General features: G+C 49.3%; 16 protein-coding genes and 1 tRNA gene. 7 read left to right on the forward strand and 10 right to left on the reverse strand.

Features of this window, described 5'->3' with window-relative positions:
- Positions 1-163: 163 nt before the first annotated feature.
- Positions 164-718, reverse strand: coding sequence for a hypothetical protein (locus tag P4D80_RS10515; protein WP_421659095.1), 555 nt, complete (start codon positions 716-718; stop codon positions 164-166).
- A gap of 225 nt (positions 719-943) precedes the next feature.
- Between P4D80_RS10515 and ruvB the strand changes: the two genes are divergently transcribed.
- The 3 genes from ruvB to P4D80_RS10530 all read left to right on the forward strand — a co-directional run bounded on the left by ruvB (position 944) and on the right by P4D80_RS10530 (position 4270).
- Positions 944-1984, forward strand: a complete 1041-nt coding sequence (gene ruvB / locus P4D80_RS10520) for a Holliday junction branch migration DNA helicase RuvB (RefSeq protein ID WP_421659517.1) — start codon at positions 944-946, stop codon at positions 1982-1984.
- A 198-nt stretch (positions 1985-2182) separates the two neighbouring features.
- Positions 2183-3085 carry a tetratricopeptide repeat protein gene (locus P4D80_RS10525; RefSeq protein ID WP_421659096.1) on the forward strand — a complete coding sequence of 301 codons (903 nt, stop codon included), beginning with the start codon at positions 2183-2185 and terminating at the stop codon, positions 3083-3085.
- Positions 3086-3496: 411 nt separating this feature from the next.
- Positions 3497-4270, forward strand: coding sequence for a hypothetical protein (locus tag P4D80_RS10530; RefSeq protein WP_421659097.1), 774 nt, complete (start codon positions 3497-3499; stop codon positions 4268-4270).
- A gap of 276 nt (positions 4271-4546) precedes the next feature.
- Here the strand turns inward: P4D80_RS10530 and P4D80_RS10535 are convergent.
- Positions 4547-4620 (reverse strand) — tRNA-Arg (locus P4D80_RS10535).
- Between the two features lie 34 nt (positions 4621-4654).
- Here P4D80_RS10535 and moaC point away from each other — a divergent pair.
- Positions 4655-5191: a cyclic pyranopterin monophosphate synthase MoaC gene (gene moaC / locus P4D80_RS10540; RefSeq protein ID WP_421659098.1), complete on the forward strand. Its 537-nt coding sequence runs from the start codon at positions 4655-4657 to the stop codon at positions 5189-5191.
- Here moaC and P4D80_RS10545 read toward each other — a convergent pair.
- On the reverse strand, positions 5188-6705 hold the full coding sequence (locus P4D80_RS10545; protein WP_421659099.1) for a site-2 protease family protein: 1518 nt from the start codon (positions 6703-6705) through the stop codon (positions 5188-5190). The two genes, moaC and P4D80_RS10545, sit on opposite strands and share 4 nt — an antisense overlap.
- Positions 6706-6860: 155 nt before the next feature.
- On the opposite strand from P4D80_RS10545, the gene P4D80_RS10550 reads away from it, so the two are divergent.
- Positions 6861-7595 carry an MBL fold metallo-hydrolase gene (locus tag P4D80_RS10550; protein ID WP_421659100.1) on the forward strand — a complete coding sequence of 245 codons (735 nt, stop codon included), beginning with the start codon at positions 6861-6863 and terminating at the stop codon, positions 7593-7595.
- 485 nt (positions 7596-8080) lie between these two features.
- A complete protein-coding gene (locus P4D80_RS10555) occupies positions 8081-9046 on the forward strand; it encodes a pentapeptide repeat-containing protein (RefSeq protein ID WP_421659101.1) in 966 nt (321 codons plus the stop codon).
- Between the two features lie 165 nt (positions 9047-9211).
- Here P4D80_RS10555 and P4D80_RS10560 read toward each other — a convergent pair whose 3' ends face one another.
- Complete coding sequence (locus P4D80_RS10560; RefSeq protein ID WP_421659102.1) at positions 9212-9364, reverse strand: hypothetical protein; 153 nt, start codon at positions 9362-9364, stop codon at positions 9212-9214.
- A 405-nt stretch (positions 9365-9769) separates the two neighbouring features.
- On the opposite strand from P4D80_RS10560, the gene P4D80_RS10565 reads away from it, so the two are divergent.
- Positions 9770-10345, forward strand: coding sequence for a GNAT family N-acetyltransferase (locus P4D80_RS10565; protein WP_421659103.1), 576 nt, complete (start codon positions 9770-9772; stop codon positions 10343-10345).
- A 950-nt stretch (positions 10346-11295) separates the two neighbouring features.
- Here the strand turns inward: P4D80_RS10565 and P4D80_RS10570 are convergent.
- The 6 genes from P4D80_RS10570 to apcA all read right to left on the reverse strand — a co-directional run bounded on the left by P4D80_RS10570 (position 11296) and on the right by apcA (position 18060).
- The gene (locus P4D80_RS10570) at positions 11296-11913 is read right to left on the reverse strand and encodes a flavin prenyltransferase UbiX (protein WP_421659104.1); all 618 of its coding nucleotides are present in this window, start codon (positions 11911-11913) and stop codon (positions 11296-11298) included.
- A 33-nt stretch (positions 11914-11946) separates the two neighbouring features.
- Positions 11947-14307 (reverse strand): ribonuclease R family protein, encoded by a 2361-nt coding sequence (locus P4D80_RS10575; RefSeq protein WP_421659105.1) that lies wholly within the window; start codon positions 14305-14307, stop codon positions 11947-11949.
- Positions 14308-15324: 1017 nt separating this feature from the next.
- Positions 15325-16020 carry a 4'-phosphopantetheinyl transferase family protein gene (locus P4D80_RS10580; protein ID WP_421659106.1) on the reverse strand — a complete coding sequence of 232 codons (696 nt, stop codon included), beginning with the start codon at positions 16018-16020 and terminating at the stop codon, positions 15325-15327.
- 375 nt (positions 16021-16395) lie between these two features.
- Positions 16396-16599: a phycobilisome linker polypeptide gene (locus P4D80_RS10585; RefSeq protein WP_421659107.1), complete on the reverse strand. Its 204-nt coding sequence runs from the start codon at positions 16597-16599 to the stop codon at positions 16396-16398.
- A gap of 365 nt (positions 16600-16964) precedes the next feature.
- Positions 16965-17450 carry an allophycocyanin subunit beta gene (gene apcB / locus P4D80_RS10590; protein ID WP_421659108.1) on the reverse strand — a complete coding sequence of 162 codons (486 nt, stop codon included), beginning with the start codon at positions 17448-17450 and terminating at the stop codon, positions 16965-16967.
- 124 nt (positions 17451-17574) lie between these two features.
- Positions 17575-18060, reverse strand: coding sequence for an allophycocyanin subunit alpha (apcA, locus tag P4D80_RS10595; protein WP_421659109.1), 486 nt, complete (start codon positions 18058-18060; stop codon positions 17575-17577).
- Positions 18061-18323: the final 263 nt, after the last annotated feature.

Below are 18323 nucleotides of genomic sequence, written 5' to 3' on the forward strand. Positions count from 1 at the left end.
CATGAAAATGGGGGCAGGAGGGAGGAGAAAGGGGGAAAAAGAGAAGAGAAAAGAAGTAAAGAAGTCAGGAGTCAAGAGCCGGGAGCCAGAAGGGAAAAGGCCAAAGGGGAAGGGCGAAAGGGAGCAACTAACAGCTAAAAGTCATTCACCAGTTCATCGTCGTTCAATGGGCTCCCTGTACAAGTCCAGCCTGTTCTAGAGCCGCATAGATGGCCTGTTTTTGCTCCGTGTCGTAGCTCCAGCGTTCCAGAAATGCTTGATACTTGCCCGCGCCAGTGCGGATGGTTGCTGCAAGTTGCTGGACATGTTCGTGTAATGGAGGGAGAGACAGGGCTTGAATGAGAGCGGTGGTGTGCGATCGCACTCGATCCGATCCCTTTGCTAGGTCCTCATTCTGGTTCCGTCGGTGGCTGATTGCCATGGCAGTAGACATCGCCAGATTCTTGACCAGGAGGGGGGAAACAACTTCAGGCGAAGTTTTCAACGCTTGAACAACTACAGGCATCATTTGTTCAACCAGAGGCCGATCATCACTGAGGTAGGTGACGAAAAACCCCCGTGCCCCATTTTCAGTGCGAACAAGAGCCCGAATCGTTTGCTCAAGGATTGATTCTGAGACCTGCCCCTGTTCTGTCTCGTCCAGAAGGGACTGTGTCAGGGCGATCGCATCCTGAAAACTGACATCATTAGGAATAGTAAATGCGGACTCAACTGTCATCTCTACAAAGTCTCTGAGTATGATGAATAAAGTTATCCGCCACTAGTACTTTAGTTCCGATTTGGCGGCAATGCTTTGCTATCTAATGACCCCTTCGTTTTAAGTATGGCAATAATTTCTTCTAAGAAACAGCCACCCGATTCTGACGGGCAACAGCAACGCCGCCTGCCGCTGGAGGAAGGGGCAGTAAAGGGACAGGCAAGTCGAGCCCAATCCGCTCAACCAATGGCTAAGCCCCACCCAACTGGCGAGTCTTTGCTAGAACCGGAAGCCAAGCCAGAAGAGCATGGTAAGCAGGAAGAAGGGTTACGCCCCCGTCGCCTGAACGATTACATCGGGCAAAAAGACTTAAAGGAAGTTTTGAACATTGCCATTAAAGCTGCAAAAGCCCGACAGGAAACCTTAGACCATCTGCTGCTCTACGGTCCTCCTGGCCTGGGTAAGACAACCATGGCGCTGATTCTGGCCGATGAAATGGGGGTAGACTGCAAGATCACTAGCGCTCCCGCCCTGGAGCGGCAGCGAGATATTGTTGGGCTGTTGGTCAGCCTCAAACCTGGGGACATTCTATTCATTGATGAGATCCACCGGCTACCCAAGGTGACCGAAGAAATTCTTTACCCGGCGATGGAAGACTGTCGGATTGACGTGGTACTGGGCAAAGGTTCCAGCAGCCGGACTCGTTCGATTCCGCTCAATCGCTTTACTTTAGTGGGGGCAACCACACGGGTGGGGGCGCTGACTTCGCCCCTGCGCGATCGCTTCGGTCTGATTCAGCGCCTTCGATTTTACGAACTGGACGAGCTAACTCAGATTGTGTTGCGAACCGCTGCCATCCTGAATACTCCAATTACAACCGAAGGTGCCGGGGAAATCGCCCGGCGATCGCGCGGCACCCCCCGGATTGCCAACCGCCTGCTGAAGCGCGTCCGGGATTACATAGAGGTCAAAGCATCGGGTGCCATCACCCAAGCCATTGCTGCCGAAGCCTTGGAACTGTTCAACGTAGACCCCTGTGGACTGGACTGGACCGATCGCCGTCTGCTGGCTGTCATGATTGAACACTTCAATGGCGGTCCCGTTGGGCTGGATACCATGGCCGCCGCTACTGGCGAGGACTCTCAAACCATTGAAGAAGTTTACGAACCTTACCTACTGCAAATTGGCTACCTCAACCGCACACCCCGTGGACGCATGGCAACCCCCTCAGCCTGGAAACATTTGGGCTATCAACCACCGGATAGCCAGCTTGCACTCCTGTCTTAGGTGGAGGAGTGGATGGGTGATGGGGTGATAGGGTGAGAATGGCTGTAATTTCAAAAAGTTTTTAGATAGGCTTTAAGGGAAATTAATCCGTCAAACTGGGGAACTTTAGATTCTGTATTCCAGGGCAGAAAAGCTCAACCCTACAGAAATCCCATCCACCCATCTACTCCTCACCCTTCTCAAAAAATCACTAGAACCATGCGTCAATTCCTAAAAATTGCCCTCTCCTGCTTCGTCATTGCCCTGACCTGTTTTGGATTCCTCCTGGAGGCGACGGCAGCTGAGTCTATGGCGGCTGCCCAACCGGCGGCTGAGTCTGCACCAGTCGAATCAACGGAAAAGGGAACCCCTCAACCCTCCGTTTTGGAGATGTATCAGAAGGTGAATGGGTTATTTGACAAAGCCTTTGCCGCGACCAATGCTGGTGACTTCAAACTAGCAGAAGACTACTGGACTCAGATCATTGAATTACTGCCAGAAAATGCGGCGGCCTGGAGCAATCGCGGCAATGCCAAGATTGGACAAAACAAGTTTCAAAGCGCGATCGCAGACTACAATCGAGCCGCTGAACTGGCTCCCAATATCCCTGACCCCTACCTGAATCGGGGAACCGCTCTGGAAGCCCTGGGTAAGTATGACGAAGCGATCGCCGATTATGACCATGTCCTGGAAATTGACCCCAAGGATCCCGCTGCATTTAACAACCGGGGGAATGCTAAGGCGGGATTGGGGAAATGGGATGAAGCGATCGCTGACTACAAGAAAGCCGTTGATCTTTCCCGCAACTACGCCACGGCCCGCGCCAACTACGCCCTCGCCCTTTACCAGACGGGCAAAACCGATGAAGCCATTCGTGCTATGCGAGCTTTGGTTCGTAAGTATCCCCAATTTGCCGATATGAGAGCAGCCCTCACAGCGGCTCTCTGGGCTGAAGGGAAAGAAGGAGAAGCAGAAAGTCAATGGGTATCAGCCATAGGGCTTGACTCGCGCTACAAGGACCTCAACTGGCTGAAAACAATTCGCCGCTGGCCGCCCCAAATGATAACTGCGATGGAAAAGTTCCTTACACTCCAGTCCAAAGCAGAATCGACAGCCAGTTAACAGACTTTTGACTATGTTCTAAAGCTGGTTTCAAAGGCATAAACCACTCTTTAGCCCCTAGTGGTTTGCCAGTTTTAATTTTGTACCTCCGGATTGAGTCAGAGTGATTATTTTGTGAGTTTTCAACTCAAAATAAGTCTTGACAGACCACTAGCCTCTAGCCCCTCAAAAGGGGTAGCTAACTCAATTGAAATCTGAATCAGTTAGATTAAGATAAAAACATTCGTTAGTTTTTTCTTATTTTTTAAAGAAGTGATTCCACTGAGTAAGACCTATGAAATGGAGAGAAACTTAACAGCTTGCTGACTCAAGCAAGAGGTTAAGTATTAGATTGATAACGGCTGAAGCGATGGTTGGATAGAAGTCTGGTGGTCTGTAGTTGTTAACCTTGACCGTTAGGAGCCTCAGAGTATGCAACGCTGTATTACGGTTTTAGCTATGATTGCTGGTCTCTCAACTACAGCGATTCCTGCCTTTGCTCAGAGTTATTCAAATCCCTTTGATAGGGGTTCCAGCAACATGCCACCTGGTTCAAATTACACCCCATCTGGTATTGGCCCTGACTTCTACCGTAACCGGGACGGTAAGCCCAGGAAGCCAGCCTATGCTCCCTTCACTGACGTTTCCAGTCCTTACAGCAACCCTGGTGAAATGCCACTGGATCCGCCTTTCATGCAGTTTGGCAACAACACTCCCAGCTATCGGGAGCCCGACGGAATGCCTATAGACCCGGCTTATAGGCAGCTTAGCAACAATACTCCCTACTATCGGGGACCCAACGGAATGCCAATGGATCCGGCTTACACGCAGTTTGGCAACCACACTCCCTACTATCGTAGAGGCAACAGTACGTCAGCCAGCCCTGTCTATCCGTTCTACGGCAACCGCGATTTTTACGACCGGGGAGCCGATGATTCGCTGGGACATCCAGCCTATAATCCTATTCCCTACAGAAGTAGCAACCCCTATTACCAGATGCCTAACGGTATTCCAAACCGTTCAACAGCCGTTCCTTTTGGTGGTCAAGACCCTTACTACCGTGGCTCGAATGGAGTGCTTCATACTCCAGGCTATACCCGATTTAGTGGGACTAATCCTTACTACCGGGGTTTGAATGGAGCGCCCAATGGTTCAACCTATATCCGATCTGGCAATCCTGCCCCCTTACTACTACCGGGGAGATGAAAATAGGCCCTATGGTCCAGCCTATCGACCGTTTGGCCGTCGCCCAGCCCCTGGCTATGGTCAGCGATAAAAAGGCTCCTTTCCTGTACCCTTAAGCATTGCCTCACTGTCTCGCAGTTGTGGTTTTATTGCCTACCGGTTCTGATATTTACGCAGTATCGCACAGGCAGCACTGATTTCTTTCAACCAAAGCTTCTGCCTCGTCTTTTTCAGGGTTAGGAGCAGGCAACCAATGCAATCAAGTTTGCCTAATAACATCCCTGGATAATAGTGGGACGGGCTAGGAGGGATTCGAACCCCCGACACCGTGGTCCGTAGCCACGTGCTCTAGTCCACTGAGCTACAAGCCCTTGCAAGATTTATATCCTATCACAAACCGTTACGATGTCACAAACTTCTGATTCGTTCCTTTCTCAGCCGCAGACACAGGGCACTGCTTCAACGTTATCTCACCTGGACTCCCAGGGGCAGGCTCAAATGGTTGATGTTTCTGCCAAGAAAATGACTGTGCGACAGGCAGTGGCTGAGGGGCGGGTGCGGATGTTACCAGAAACCTTTGCGGCGATCGCGGCTGGCAATGCACCTAAGGGTGATGTTTTGGGGGTGGCACGGATAGCAGGCATTATGGCAGCCAAGCAAACAGCTCATTTGATTCCCCTCTGCCATCCGCTGCCATTGCAAAAAGTAGATGTGCAATTGTTGCCTGCCCCTGACCTGCCTGGTTACCTGATTCGGGCTGAGGTGAAGACAACGGCAGAGACAGGAGTGGAAATGGAAGCTTTGACCGCAGTTTCGATAGCCGCGCTGACTCTTTATGACATGGCAAAAGCTCTGGAAAAGTCCATCCAGATTGAGCAAATCCATTTAGTCAGTAAAACAGGCGGCAAATCGGGGGATTATAGCTATAGCCCGCAGCCTTAAATATTCAATGCTCGGTTAAGAAACCCTGGCACAGGCAGAATGATCAACAACAGTAAAGCCATTGCCAAAATTCCCCAAAGGTCACGCCGGTTGTCTAGTTCCGTGACATCATTGAGGGCTGGTTCATCTGTTGCAGGCACCAGAAAAAGAATAATTGCCCAGACCATCAAATAAGGTAGTTGGGGTTGGGTAAAGGAAAGTAGCAACAGCAATATTCGAGCAAGCTGCCCGATCGCCGCTCCCGTCCGCTGACCAAACATGGCATGAATAATATGGCCGCCATCCAGTTGCCCAACAGGCATCAAATTAAAAGCCGTCACCACCATGCCCAAACAGCCCGCCACTGCTACAGGGTGCAATTTGATTGCAGTTTCTGGGGTCAAGTTGCTGCCTATTGCCAGCTTGCTCACCAGTGCCAATAGAATTGAGAAGCTGGGGTCAAACGCCTGAAAATTAAACATATTGGGCTTCGGCAGCATGGGCACCACATCCGAATGAGCCAGCCCCCAGATCAGTAGCGGTAGCGCCACTACGAACCCACATACAGGACCTGCAATGCCGACATCAAACAAAGCTCGACGATTGGGAATAGGCGATCGAATTTGAATAAAAGCACCAAACGTCCCAAAGGGGAAAAGGGACATGGGAATGACCGGGATGAAATAGGGTAGCGTTGCCTGAATCCGATAGCGACGGGCAGTTAGATAATGCCCCAATTCATGAACCCCTAAAATAGCCATCAGTGCTACTGCATAAGGTAGTCCTGCAATGAGGGATGTCAGGTTAAACTGGACAGGTTTATCGGCCAATTCTGACCAGGCAAAAGCCGTGGTAAAAAAGGTCGCAATCACCAGCCCCAGTGCCAGAACAGGACGGGTGACGGTTTCCTGAGCCAGTTTTGCCTGAGAAGATTCTGCTTTGGTGATGTTGCTGCGAGATTGGGGATTGGGAACGAGAACAAAGAAAGGTTTGTTGTTAGAGCCTTCTTGAAAAACAACATAGAAGCGATCGCCAAACTTCTCCTCAATATTCTCCTTAATCGTCTGGTAGGCTACCTCTGGCTTGCTTCTCAACTGCCCCCGACAAATCACTGCCTGAGGGCGCAACTCGATATTTTGTAAGTAATAAACCGCCCAGGGAAAACAATTGTGTAAACTCGACTCTTCAGCTTTATCAATGGGACGTGGAGTTACCGCATCATTCGCCGTTTCCGTCACTCCCCTTGGGGATTGTCCCTCCTCCGAAGAGGCAGAAGAGTTGACCGCCGGGGGTGGTGAAATCCTTCCCCATTGAATTAAAAACCAATAGAGCAAAAGACAGCCAATAAACGGAATAATGAACAATTCTGGCGGAGGTTTTTCGTCCCCTTTGACCAGAGCCCAGCCATTCCAGATAAAAGCGGGAGTCATCACAACCAACCACAACAGCCAGGTTGGCGTGCGGGTAACGCTTGAAACACGCTGCACGATAAAGTAAGTGATGATTCCCAGCAGAAACAGCAAAATCAAATTCATGGGCCTAGTCTCAGCCAACTAGCATCCGAAACTCACCTAGTTTATAAGCCAGATGACGAATTGGGAACGTTGATTCATAAAGAGTTTTCAAAACGTTCTATTCAATATTCAATACAGTTAATCTAGAAAGTCTTTATCCAAACGGACTCAACCCAGTGCACCCAGATTCATCACCTAACCCGCCTTTCACCTCTCCTGAGGGCCAGGATTCCAGACATCTCCAAACCTCTTCAAAACATCCTCACACTGTTCTAGACAACCCGAAGGAAGCCCCTCGCTTTACCATCTTTGCATTTCCCCCCAATCGCGACACCCTGGGAGGAACCGCCTACTTTATTGTAAACGAGGGGAATGTTCTAGTTGACTGTCCCGCCTGGAACGAGACAAATCGGGCATTTCTGGAAATGCAGGGAGGGGTGCGCTTCCTGTTCCTGACCCATCGGGGAGCAATTGGTAAGGTACGAGAGATACAGCGAACCTTTGACTGTGAGGTTCTGATCCAGGAACAGGAAGCTTACCTGCTACCGGAACTCACCATTACCCGATTTGGCCAGGAGTTTGAGCTAACACCGGACCTTCATGCAATCTGGACTCCGGGACACTCTCCTGGCTCCTCCTGCCTGTATTACCGCCAGTTTGGTGGCGTGTTGTTTACGGGACGGCATCTGTTACCCGATCCGCAGGGGAAGTTGCTCCCCATCAGAACTGCCAAGACCTTCCATTGGCGTAGACAACTCCAAAGTGTGCAGCGCTTAATCGAAAGATTCACCCCCGAAACATTGCAATGGATTTGCCCTGGAGGAAATATCGGCTTTTTACGGGGAAAGTATGCCATCGAACAGGCTTATCAAGTATTGGCTCAGTTGGAATTAAAGAATCAAGATATTTAGCACTGTTGAGGCAGTTTGTGCAATGGGCGATCGCAAATACCCCTCGACCGAAAAATTACCCACTGAGGGGGGGTGAAGTCAAATTTAGCGTGCCATATTCTATTTAGGATGAATTCCATGGTGTATCTTCCAAGTGCGACGAAATCATGATTTAGCGGGGAAAGAATCATGTTTTGGAAGAGTTTTAGGCATCAAAATCATAAGCCCTTGCCATTACTAACTTTAATTAGTTTTCTAGTATTTGCAGGTGTTCAGCTCCTCATCGCTGCCCCTGCAAAAGCAGAGTGCTGGTATGAAGGAAAAAAGTATGAAACGGGCCAAACTCGTGGTCCTTACGTTTGCATGCCTAATGGCACATGGCAACCTAAATAGTCAAATTACTGGTAGATCTTCGGAGGAATTAAAAGTCCAGAAAACCACCTCTATCAAATCTTTTGTCTGTTAATTTCCATTGACAATCTGTTAGCATAAATAGATCTGGTCTTATGCAGTTACTCAATCAGAAAGACTTAGAGTCTGATAAAAAGGAAACTTCAAATAAAAGTATTACTTCCTGGAGAAAGCGCTTCTTTACATGGACAGGATTTGGTGAGAAGAAGCTATGGGACCTTCTCCAGTTTATTTGTACAGCAGCGATTCCTGTTGTTTTGAGTTTTTACAGCTGTCAACAAGAGGTGAGAAATGAAGATAATCAACGTCACAAAATTATGACAGATTATCTGGACGCGATGACAGAGCTTCTAATTAGAGAGAATATTCAAAGCTCAAATCAATCTGATAGGAGTAGTGATACGATACGAAACCTTGCTCAAGCGAGGACTTTGAATACTCTACGCCAACTTGACGGTGAAAAAAAAGGACAGCTCATTAAATTTCTGTATGAAGCAAGTTTAGTTAGAAAGTGCCAATTTAATCCCCTCACTGGACGCGCAAACACGTGTCGGCAATCTACCCTTCTTCGGCTTCGTGGCGCAAGGTTAGATAATATTCAATTCGACAGTCCCGTTCCTATGCCTGGAATTGAGCTGAATGATGCTCGATTACCCAAAGCGATTTTGCCAGAAATTGATTTGACTGATGCTCAGCTGAAAAGGGCAACGCTAATTGCAGCCAATTTAAACAAAGCTTTTCTCGCGCATGCTCAAATGAATTCAGCAAATTTGCAAGATGCCAATTTAGTTGATGCAATTTTGAAAAAAGCTGATTTAACAAATGCTCTTCTGATGAGAACTAACCTGAGTGGAGCTGATTTGAGTCGTTCAATCCTGAATGGTGCGAACCTCAATAATGCGAACCTCAATAATGCTGAACTAGAGGAAACAGACTTAAGAAATGCAAATTTAATTGGTGCATCTCTTGAAGGTACTAACCTCAAAGGAGCTGAATACAACGACAGAACACAATTTCCTGTTGGTTTTAGTAAGGATGGAAGGGGAATGCGTAAGGATTGACACAAAAAAGCTGGGTCAATTGCTGATTGCTCTGACCCAACGAAGAGTTAATAGTACCGCACGACGGGAACATGGATACCATTCTGGCTCCCTCCTACTCCCCACTCCCCAACCCAATGGTTACTGGACTTATGCCATCGTCCAATAGGTTTCTTCCTGTTTAATTTAGAGGAACACAAACAAAAAGCTAAATGTAAAGAGACACAGCACGACCAATAACATTCCAACAATTAATTCGTAGGGAGCGCGGTTGATTTGGTCGAGATACTGATTTACCTTTTGATCTTTCTCCTCAGGGTGCCAAATCATGGGTTTCATAATTTCACCTCGTTTAACTTCCAGATCAAATTTTCAAAGTATAGCGATCCTTCTTGAAATTTGAACGGGGTGCAGGGGTGGAACCCTTGCGTGGGAGTGGAGCCCCCCCTCCCTTGTTCACAAATAGTTTGGGAACGCTATATTTGCCAGATTAGGGCTGATGAACTATCGGTGTGAAACCTGATTAAGTTCAATCTAAGTTCAATCAATGCACTTTATTGCTGGACTATTTTCATAGTTTAGCCAAGGATTAAAGAGTCTTTTTGTCAAGCGTCTAAAAAACGAGATAAACTTAACTGTTATTAGCAAAAGCTAATGTAGTTTTATTAATGGAAATCACTGTTTAAATCTAAATGCGATCGCCCAACTCAACCATCTTGCCCAGTGCCCAAAGATAATCGTTGTATGCCTCCTGGATATACCCTTCGCCCAGCCCGCGCTGAAGATATAGGAGCCATTCGCAAGCTGGTACTGGGAGCCCTGCTGGACCCTACCCAGCTCCGCTGGTCCCAATTTTGGGTGATGGCACAGGAGGGGAAAATCATTGCCTGTGGACAGTTGCGCAATTTTCCCGATGCCCAGGAACTGGGCAGTGTAGTCGTTGTTCCCGCCCTTAGAAGGCAGGGCCTGGGGAGCCTGATGGTTCAACACCTAATTGAGCAGGCCACTCAACCGCTCTACCTAGAATGCCTGGGTCAACGATTAGCCCGGTTTTACACCCGATTTGGATTTGTCCCTGTTTCCTGGCAGGAACTCCCCCCGTCCTTAAAGCAGAAGTTTGGACTGTCTGCCCTGGCAGCCAGAGTACTTCGCGTTCCGGTTTATCTGATGCGGTACGTAGCAGTGACAGATGTTAGGATCTACCGTGATCGCCGCCAATCATCATTTGTAGAGTTAGTCCCATCCTCCTCAAACCAGTCATCGGCGTTTTCTTCATCCTCTCTTTCTGGTTCGGGCTCTTCTGAAACCGATGGGGTATAGGGAGGGGGGGGAAGGGGATTGTAGGGAGGAATGATGACCCGATATTCAGCATCAACGACCTTTTCCTTCCTGCCAGCTCCAGTTTCGCCAGGATCTCGATAGCCGTAGGAATAAACCGAACCGGAACGGGACACTGATTTAGGTTCTTGCGGAGCTTCATAACTGGTGCGTTTGTTAGGGGTGGGGTCAGCCGAATGGCGATCGACCGGAGTCGTCTGTGGGGCTTCCCAATCATCGCTCGTTTCCAGATCCCAATCGTCGTCTAATGGGTCTGTAGCAGGTTGCTTCTCTGTAACAACGGATTGCCTGGCCGTTACCGGTTCTTCGTAGCCTTCCCAGTTCTTCCAGGTGGCGTCATCACTGCCAGAAGGAGTGGACTGGTAGGAGCGGGCTGTTTCTGAATTGGGAGTTGAGGTTCCGAAGCGATCGCGCCTTAACTGCTCAAACCGACTGCGAGGAGATTGCCTGAACCGAGAGCGCAAGGCTCTTCCTGTGGCGTAGTTGGAGAGACCAACCAGAATGTTGATTGCCACATTGGTTAAAATACCCGCTGCAATGGCTCCCAGAACCCAAAGAGCAAGAGGAAACGCTGGCGTTTGCATCCCCAGAAACGTCAGCGCGATTGGTTGCAGATTCGACCAGGTAAAGATGACCAGTGCCCCGGCGATCGCCAGCAGTAGGATGAGACGAAAAAACATGATGCCTCGCTGTTAAGATTAGCGATTCGCTCAAAATGAAACCACGCTATCAGCTTATCTTAAGCAGCTTCGGCTTGGGCGGTCCGTGCGTATACTATAGCTCTACGCGGGTGCGTTAGGACATTGGAATTAGAGCGGGAGTGGGGGCTCCGCCCCCAGCCAGGGGTTTTCCCTTGCACCCCGTCCTAAGCCTGGTGGTTATGGCTATAACCCTCAATTTACCTAGATGAGGCATTTCTCTATCTACTGGCCTTAATGACCCTGCCACCGATTGAGTGGTACACAATCCAGATCCAGTTGATCCAGAGCGCGGGCAACTACAAAATCCACCAGATCTTCAATTGTTTGGGGATGGTGATACCAGGCAGGAATCGCAGGCACAATCCGAGCACCCGCTTCGGCCAGAGTGGTTAAATTGCGGAGATGAATCAGGCTAAACGGGGTTTCACGGGGCACCAGTACCAGCTTGCGCCCTTCTTTCAATTGCACGTCCGCTGCCCGCTCCAGCAGGTCAGAACTGAGGCCAGTCGCCAGTTTACCTACAGTGCTCATGCTGCATGGAATCACCACCATCCCCAGGGTGCGAAACGAACCACTGGCGATCGCAGCCCCCACATCGCTCCATGGATGGCAGGTGAGTTTACCTGATGTTTCTTCCCCTGCTTGCTCGCGCCAGAACTGCTCCTGCTGCATCGGTTCAGCAGGCATGCGGATATTCTGCTCCGCCTGCCAGACCATGTAGACTGCCTTAGAGGCCACCAGTTCAATGGCACAATCCGCCGCCAGCAAATACTTTAGTGCCCGGACGGCGTAAATTAGCCCGGAAGCACCAGTAATACCAAGGATGAGGGGATGCCTTGAACTCAACACTCAAAACCTAGAATTCTTTTACCTAGAATTCTTTTACTCTAACGGTTCTTCCCCCTCTTCAACTAAATCCTCTTCCTCCAGATCGGCTTCATCCTCAATGGCTTCGCTGCCACCGCCTATGGCAATCAGGTCAATTTGCTGACGGTAGTAGTCCACACTCTTGACCTGGACTTCGATGCGATCGCCCAACCGGTATTGTTTGCGGTTCTTGCGGCCCACTAATGTTTGCTGACGGGAGCGGTACTCATACCAGTCGTCCTTGAGGGAACTGACGTGGACCAGTCCTTCGACCAACAATTCCTCAATCTCGACGAACAGACCGTAAGACTGAACGCCCGTAATTAAACCGTGGAAGATTTCACCCGTGCGTTCGCGCATCAATTCGGCTTTTTTCAGTCCTTCTAGGTCTTGCTCAGCTTCCTGAGCAATCTTCTCACGCTCGCTCAGATGAACCACAACCGAAGCCAGGAACGTTTCCAACTCCTGCTGAATTTCGGGTGGCAGGACGTTCCAGGTAATGTTGCCGTGGCTGGAACTGTGCCGTAAATTCACCGTTTCCTTAGAACGGATTGATTTGCGATCGCGCCCCTCTTCAAACACCAGATGCAGAATTCGCTGCACCAGCAAGTCGGGATAACGCCGCACGGGTGAGGTGAAATGAGTATAGCCATTTTCCAGTGCCAGCCCAAAGTGGGATTTGGGCGTTGTGCTGTAGAAAGCGGGTTTCAATGTCTCTAACAACAAATAGGTCAGCACCCGCTCAGCATCCGACTCGGCAAATTTTCGAGTGAAGTACTGATAGTCCTGTGGACGAACGAAGTCTTCCTGTTCCAGGTGCAACTCAATATCCATGTTGGCCGCTAGCTTCATCAACTCCTGCACATCATCAGGGTCAGGAGTTGGGTGAACCCGATAAATGCCCGGCACGCCCAGTTCCTGCAAGTGCTCGGCAACCAGTTGATTGGCGAGTAGCATCAGTTCGGCAATCATGGTATGGATTGGGGTTGATGGGGTCACGACCATCGCGCCCAAAACGCCCTCATCATCGTAGTGAAACTTAGGGGTAAACAGGGGCTTTCCGGCATCGGTCACGGCATTGCTGCCAGACATTGGCTTCTCTGGCAGATTGAGTTCAAAGGCTCCTCGCTTACGCCGCTGTTGCTCTAGCGCTTTGCTGAGGGAGGAAATTTGATCCAACAGATCGAAGATGGGAGAAAACTCCTCAATGGAGACTCCGGGCAATCCGCCAGAGTCCCGTTCCAGGATAGCCTGGGCTTGCTCATAGTTCAGCTGATAGTCAACCTGGATGACCGTTGGCTGCACCTCATATTCAATGACGTTTCCTTCTGCGTTCAGCGTCACCAGTACCGAAACAGCTAACCGATCTTTCCCCACTTTCAAAGCACAGAGGTTCCCAGAAATAGCTTCAGGCAGCATGGGAACAACCGTATCTCCCAGATAAATAGAAGTACCTCGTTTTCTGGCTTCCCGATCAATGGGGGAGTCGGAAGCGACGTAATAGGCAACATCTGCAATGTGGATACCCAATCGCCAGTGGCCCTCTTTTGTTTTTTCCAGGGTAATAGCATCATCCAGGCTATCGCCTTTTTCCTGGGCACTATCTGCCTTAATGGTGAGGGTGGTGAGTTTGCGCAGATCGAGCCGTTTCTTCAGGTCTGTTTTGCTAATTTTGGCAGGCAGATCCCTTGCCGCGTCTAAAACGGCATCAGAAAAGCCACGTGGAAGGTCGTGCTTACAACAAACAATGTCGATATCAGAGGCGTCGGTGTCCGTACCCAAAATTTGAGCTACTTTGCCGAGGGGAGGGTTTTGTCCCAGAGGGTAGCGCAGGACTTCGACATGCACCAGTTTGTCGATCGCCTCCTGCAAGTTTCCCCCATTGGGCTGCAATTGCAGTTCAAACAGTAGCCGATCGTCTAAAGGAACTGCCCGAAAACCATCCTCGGTCTGCTTCACGCGGGCCAGCACCGATGGGTTCGAACGTTCTAGAATCAGGCGTACTTCGCCTTCCGGGCTCCGGCGGCGGCTCCCTTCCTTTGTGACCTTGACCAGGACGCGATCGCCATTCCAGGCATTACTGAGCTGGCTTTCCCGGATGTAGATGTCTTCCGCTCCTTCTACATCCTGGATTGCAAAGCAAAACCCCTTACTGGAGCAGCGCAATTTACCTTCCACAACCCCGTCTTCAGCCACCCGCTTATATTTTCCTCGTTCTTTTGTGAGGATACCAATACGCTCCAGGGCATCCAGGGCAATCTGCAACTTGCGCTGACTCACTTCGTCGTTGCAATCAAGTTTCTTTTCCAATGCCTTGGGGGCAACCAATTTATCGTCGGCAAAGTTAGCGAGAATAGCGGCGATCGAAAATTCCATGAAGCGACAAATCCTTGTTGTACTGATCTTCCGTGTCAGAATTCACAAACCTGAGGCAGAGAGATTGTGCTGTAAATGCTGCTAATTGTGGCTGCTAAATGCTATCAGCGTACCAACATCCCCTTTGATCTGGAGCAGCAGACCTCCCTAAATGCCCCTGGATGCCCAATATTCTGCTCAATGTTCTGAAATTGCATTCAGAAAGTTGTTCGCATCCTGAACAAGAACCTGAACCAATACTGGAGGTTTACAGTGCGTAAAGAACCATTTATCAAAACTCAGGAATATCAACTGAATTGTGACTTGTGGTTCTTTACCTTCGAGACAAATCCAAGAGATGTCTGAAACAGCGTGCAATGATCATTGGTCAATTAGCAGTCAGGTTTATCCAAATTACAAATTCTAGATAAACCTAGTGACCTTTATACCTCACTTATACTCTACCTGATAAGGGATTAATTCCTGTGATGTACGAGTGCAAGGAGACCTGCAAAGTGATTCTGGGAGAAGCCATGTTCTGAGAAGCAAGTGGTAGACATTGATAGGTAGCTGCATGTACAGAGTTATTTGTTACAGAATCAATCAGGTTTTCGATGCAGTGTATAGCGGTAGTCATTATGGTTAGGACGGGGTGCAGGGGTGGAACCCCTGGCTAAGGGCGAAGCCCCTACTCCCTCTCTAATTCCAATGTCCTAACGCTCCCGCATAGAGCTATATTATGGCGTTGCTGAAAAGCCGCATGAATTGAAACGAAGTTTCGAGCATACAGCATCTATTTCATACCCAAATACGGCACGCCCAGCGTACTGCCATTGCTTCGATGCGTCAGAAAAGTGCGGGTGCTCCTGTTGTAGCGTGCGTGGGCAATTTGCATCCTCGCTATCAGGACAGTGTTATGCCATATCCTGGTATATGAGGTCAAACGTGCAGTCCAACAATCCCACTGCACACTGAACATTGAGGGGTAGTAGCCGGTTGAGCCCGAAAGGTTGTTGTTAGTGGATGAACACGCCACTCTCATTCACTCTGCCATTGCCAAAAGTATAGAGGGCGATCGCCCCCCTCCGTTGCCAGCGCAGCCGTATAGCCCACTGCCGGGGCAAAGAGGTAAAGTGACCAGTTTGGGATGGGAGGAAAGGCCGATTCCAGACGGACAATCTCAGCCCCTGCTTCAGTCAGCAAAATTTCTACATCTTTCAAGTTCACCAGGCCATCGCCGATCGCTTTTAGCAAAGCTTCCTTACAGGTCCAGTATTGGAAAAACGATCGCAACCGTTCATCTTCCGGCAATGCTTGAATGGCAAGATACTCCTGGGGAGAAAAAAATCGTTGAGTGAGATGGTCGAGGTCTGAAACTGGACGAAGGTATTCCAGGTCAACCCCAACCCGGCTGTTACGGGCGATCGCACACAACATCAGGTCTTGGGAGTGAGACAAATTAAACTCCAGGCCAGAAATATCCACCAGTGCGGGTTTGCCGCTTGTTCCGTAGTGAAACTGTATTTGGGTTGGGTCTGTTTTCGCGTAGCGGCTTAAGATAGCGCGCAGGGTTCCCCGACCAGCCAGGAAACGGTGGCGATCGCGATCGAACCGAAACCGCTCAGCCCGCCGCCTTTCGTCCAACGAAAGGGTTTCAGTCAGTGGTTGTAAAATTTCTGATGGCACATCCAGCCGAACGAACCAGATATGAACTTCCCCAACCGATAACTCCAAAGAATCAGAAGGGATACTCCATTGCGGGGAATTGAGCGCTGCTCTCATTGATAGCAATTCTTGTTTAAAAAAAAAATATTAGGGCTTACGCAAGTCTCGGAGGTTTTAACCTGAAACTGCACTGCATGATCCACATCGGCGCTTAAACCTCCGAGGTTTTGGCAAAATGTTATAAGTCTTGAGTTTTTAGCTCCTGGTGTTAGAGGACGTATCCATTCTCTGCAACTGAAGTTTGGGAGACAGCCTCTGGCTGAAGCCAGCAGTCCGCATGATTAAGCCTAAAATCCCCCTTAACAGCAAAAAAGAGGTCGTTAGACCTCCCTTAACAGCACCACTTGATTTAAAAACTTAAGACTGCAAAAGCCCCTGACCCTACTACAACAGGCCAGTATTGGTATTGGGCTTGCCAGTTGCGAGTTCAACTTTGACAATTTTTCCGCCCATTTTCATAATGCGTTGCTGTTCACGAAACCAATTGTCAAAAGGAACCAACTTCGTGAAATAGGTGTTTTGAAGCTCACGCTGCGTGCGGATACGGGTTTGGCTGGGAACGCAGGCAGTCACCTTAAACATGCGCATAGGGGTTATCTCTCCTGGATGGGATCAAGAAATTTTGAATGTGAATGAAGAGGGCAGTAACAGTTGAATTGATCAATACCCCTCAAGCAGAAAAATCCTAAGAAACGATTCACTGCGGCTGGGGTAAGAACGTATCCAAAAACGCTAGAAATATTTTTCCACAAAACTAGCGCAAAAATCCCTGGATTGGTTCTAAACAGTAAGGTCGGAAGTCAAGAATCAATATTAGACCGCTAAAACTAACCTTTTTGATAAAGGAGCCTTTGACGAGCTAACACTCACTCCGGACCTCCAGACCTTACAAAAGTTTTGAATTTTGAGTTTTGAGTTAAGGCAGCTCACAACTCATAACTCATAATTTATTACTAGCTCAAGCCAGAGCTGATGTAGTCAAGGTAAACACCCAGTTCTTTACCAGCGTCAGCACCAACCAGGCCAGCAGCAACTTCCTTGATTGCCTGGATTGCACCAACGGTAGCACCGATGGGGACACCGAGAGAGTTGTAGGTTTCCTTCAGACCGTTCAGCACACGCTCATCCAGGATGGAGGGGTCGCCAGCCAGCATCGCGTAGGTTGCATAGCGCAGGTAGTAATCGAGGTCGCGGATGCAAGCAGCATAGCGACGGCAGGTGTACATGTTGCCACCAGGACGGGTGATGTCTGAATACAGCAGAGACTTCGCTACAGCTTCTTTGATGATGGCAGAAGAGTTAGCAGCAATGGTGGTTGCGGCACGAACGCGCATTTCACCTGTGTTGAAGTAAGCCTTCAGCTTTTCCAGGGAGGAAGCATCGAGGTACTTACCTTGAACGTCAGAGGAATTAATGACAGCGGTAATTGCGTCTTGCATGATTGAAAACCCTTAAATTACGTAATCTTACGAAATGCTTTGCAATCTGATGAGGGTAGGGAGGACGAAGTACAGGACACAGGAAATGTTGGTATCGCCTGACACCTGACGCCTGGTACCTCAACTAGCTCATTGCACCAATCACGTAGTCGAAATAAGCGTTTGCTTCAGCTGCATCTTCGCCAGACAGAAGGGAGCTAGCAACGCTCTTCATCGCCCGCACACCTTCAACCACTGCATCAATCGGGGTGCCGAGAGATTTGTACATTTCTTTCACGCCAACGATGCCGATTTCTTCGATGGGAGTAACATCACCAGCAACCACACCGTAGGTAACCAGACGCAGGTAATAGTCAAGGTCACGCAGACAGGTAGCAGTCATTTCTTCGCCATAAGCGTTTCCACCAGGAGAAACACAGTCAGGGCGCTTTTGGAACAGCTGGTCACCTGCTTGCTTAACGATACGCTCACGAGAATCGGTCAGGGTTTGAGCGATCCGCAGTCTCTTTTCACCGGAAGTAACAAAGCTCTTAATCCGGTCGAGTTCGCCAGGGCTGAGATAGCGAGCCTCGGCATCTGCATTCACGATTGACTTCGTGACAATACTCATCGATGGATTCCTCCAGAAGAATGTAACCGATTGTGTTTAAACGGGAGTTCCCCAATTGGGTTTCTAAGTCTACCTTGAAACCTGCCGAAAAACCGTAGAACCGCTAAATTTTGCCTGGTTCCTTGGACTTCAAGCAGCCTTCTAAACGCGTCAAGCTCGCAGTTTTGCTATCGCTTGAGCCTGCCCGATCTGGCAAACTAGTGGGTACTGTTAAAGCACCCCTGGCAACCAGATAGCGCAGGAGCTTAAGACTCAGTTACCTT

The sequence above is a fragment of the Leptothermofonsia sp. ETS-13 genome, assembly GCF_049200465.1.
In the GTDB taxonomy this organism is placed as follows: Bacteria; Cyanobacteriota; Cyanobacteriia; order Leptolyngbyales; family Leptolyngbyaceae; genus Leptothermofonsia.

Coding starts and splice junctions, on each gene's coding strand:
- P4D80_RS10515 (WP_421659095.1), bottom strand. CDS start 718: ATGACAGTTGAGTCCGCATTTACTATTCCTAATGATGTCAGTTTTCAG.
- ruvB (WP_421659517.1), top strand. CDS start 944: ATGGCTAAGCCCCACCCAACTGGCGAGTCTTTGCTAGAACCGGAAGCC.
- P4D80_RS10525 (WP_421659096.1), top strand. CDS start 2,183: ATGCGTCAATTCCTAAAAATTGCCCTCTCCTGCTTCGTCATTGCCCTG.
- P4D80_RS10530 (WP_421659097.1), top strand. CDS start 3,497: ATGCAACGCTGTATTACGGTTTTAGCTATGATTGCTGGTCTCTCAACT.
- moaC (WP_421659098.1), top strand. CDS start 4,655: ATGTCACAAACTTCTGATTCGTTCCTTTCTCAGCCGCAGACACAGGGC.
- P4D80_RS10545 (WP_421659099.1), bottom strand. CDS start 6,705: ATGAATTTGATTTTGCTGTTTCTGCTGGGAATCATCACTTACTTTATC.
- P4D80_RS10555 (WP_421659101.1), top strand. CDS start 8,081: ATGCAGTTACTCAATCAGAAAGACTTAGAGTCTGATAAAAAGGAAACT.
- P4D80_RS10560 (WP_421659102.1), bottom strand. CDS start 9,364: ATGAAACCCATGATTTGGCACCCTGAGGAGAAAGATCAAAAGGTAAAT.
- P4D80_RS10565 (WP_421659103.1), top strand. CDS start 9,770: ATGCCTCCTGGATATACCCTTCGCCCAGCCCGCGCTGAAGATATAGGA.
- P4D80_RS10575 (WP_421659105.1), bottom strand. CDS start 14,307: ATGGAATTTTCGATCGCCGCTATTCTCGCTAACTTTGCCGACGATAAA.
- P4D80_RS10585 (WP_421659107.1), bottom strand. CDS start 16,599: ATGCGCATGTTTAAGGTGACTGCCTGCGTTCCCAGCCAAACCCGTATC.
- apcB (WP_421659108.1), bottom strand. CDS start 17,450: ATGCAAGACGCAATTACCGCTGTCATTAATTCCTCTGACGTTCAAGGT.
- apcA (WP_421659109.1), bottom strand. CDS start 18,060: ATGAGTATTGTCACGAAGTCAATCGTGAATGCAGATGCCGAGGCTCGC.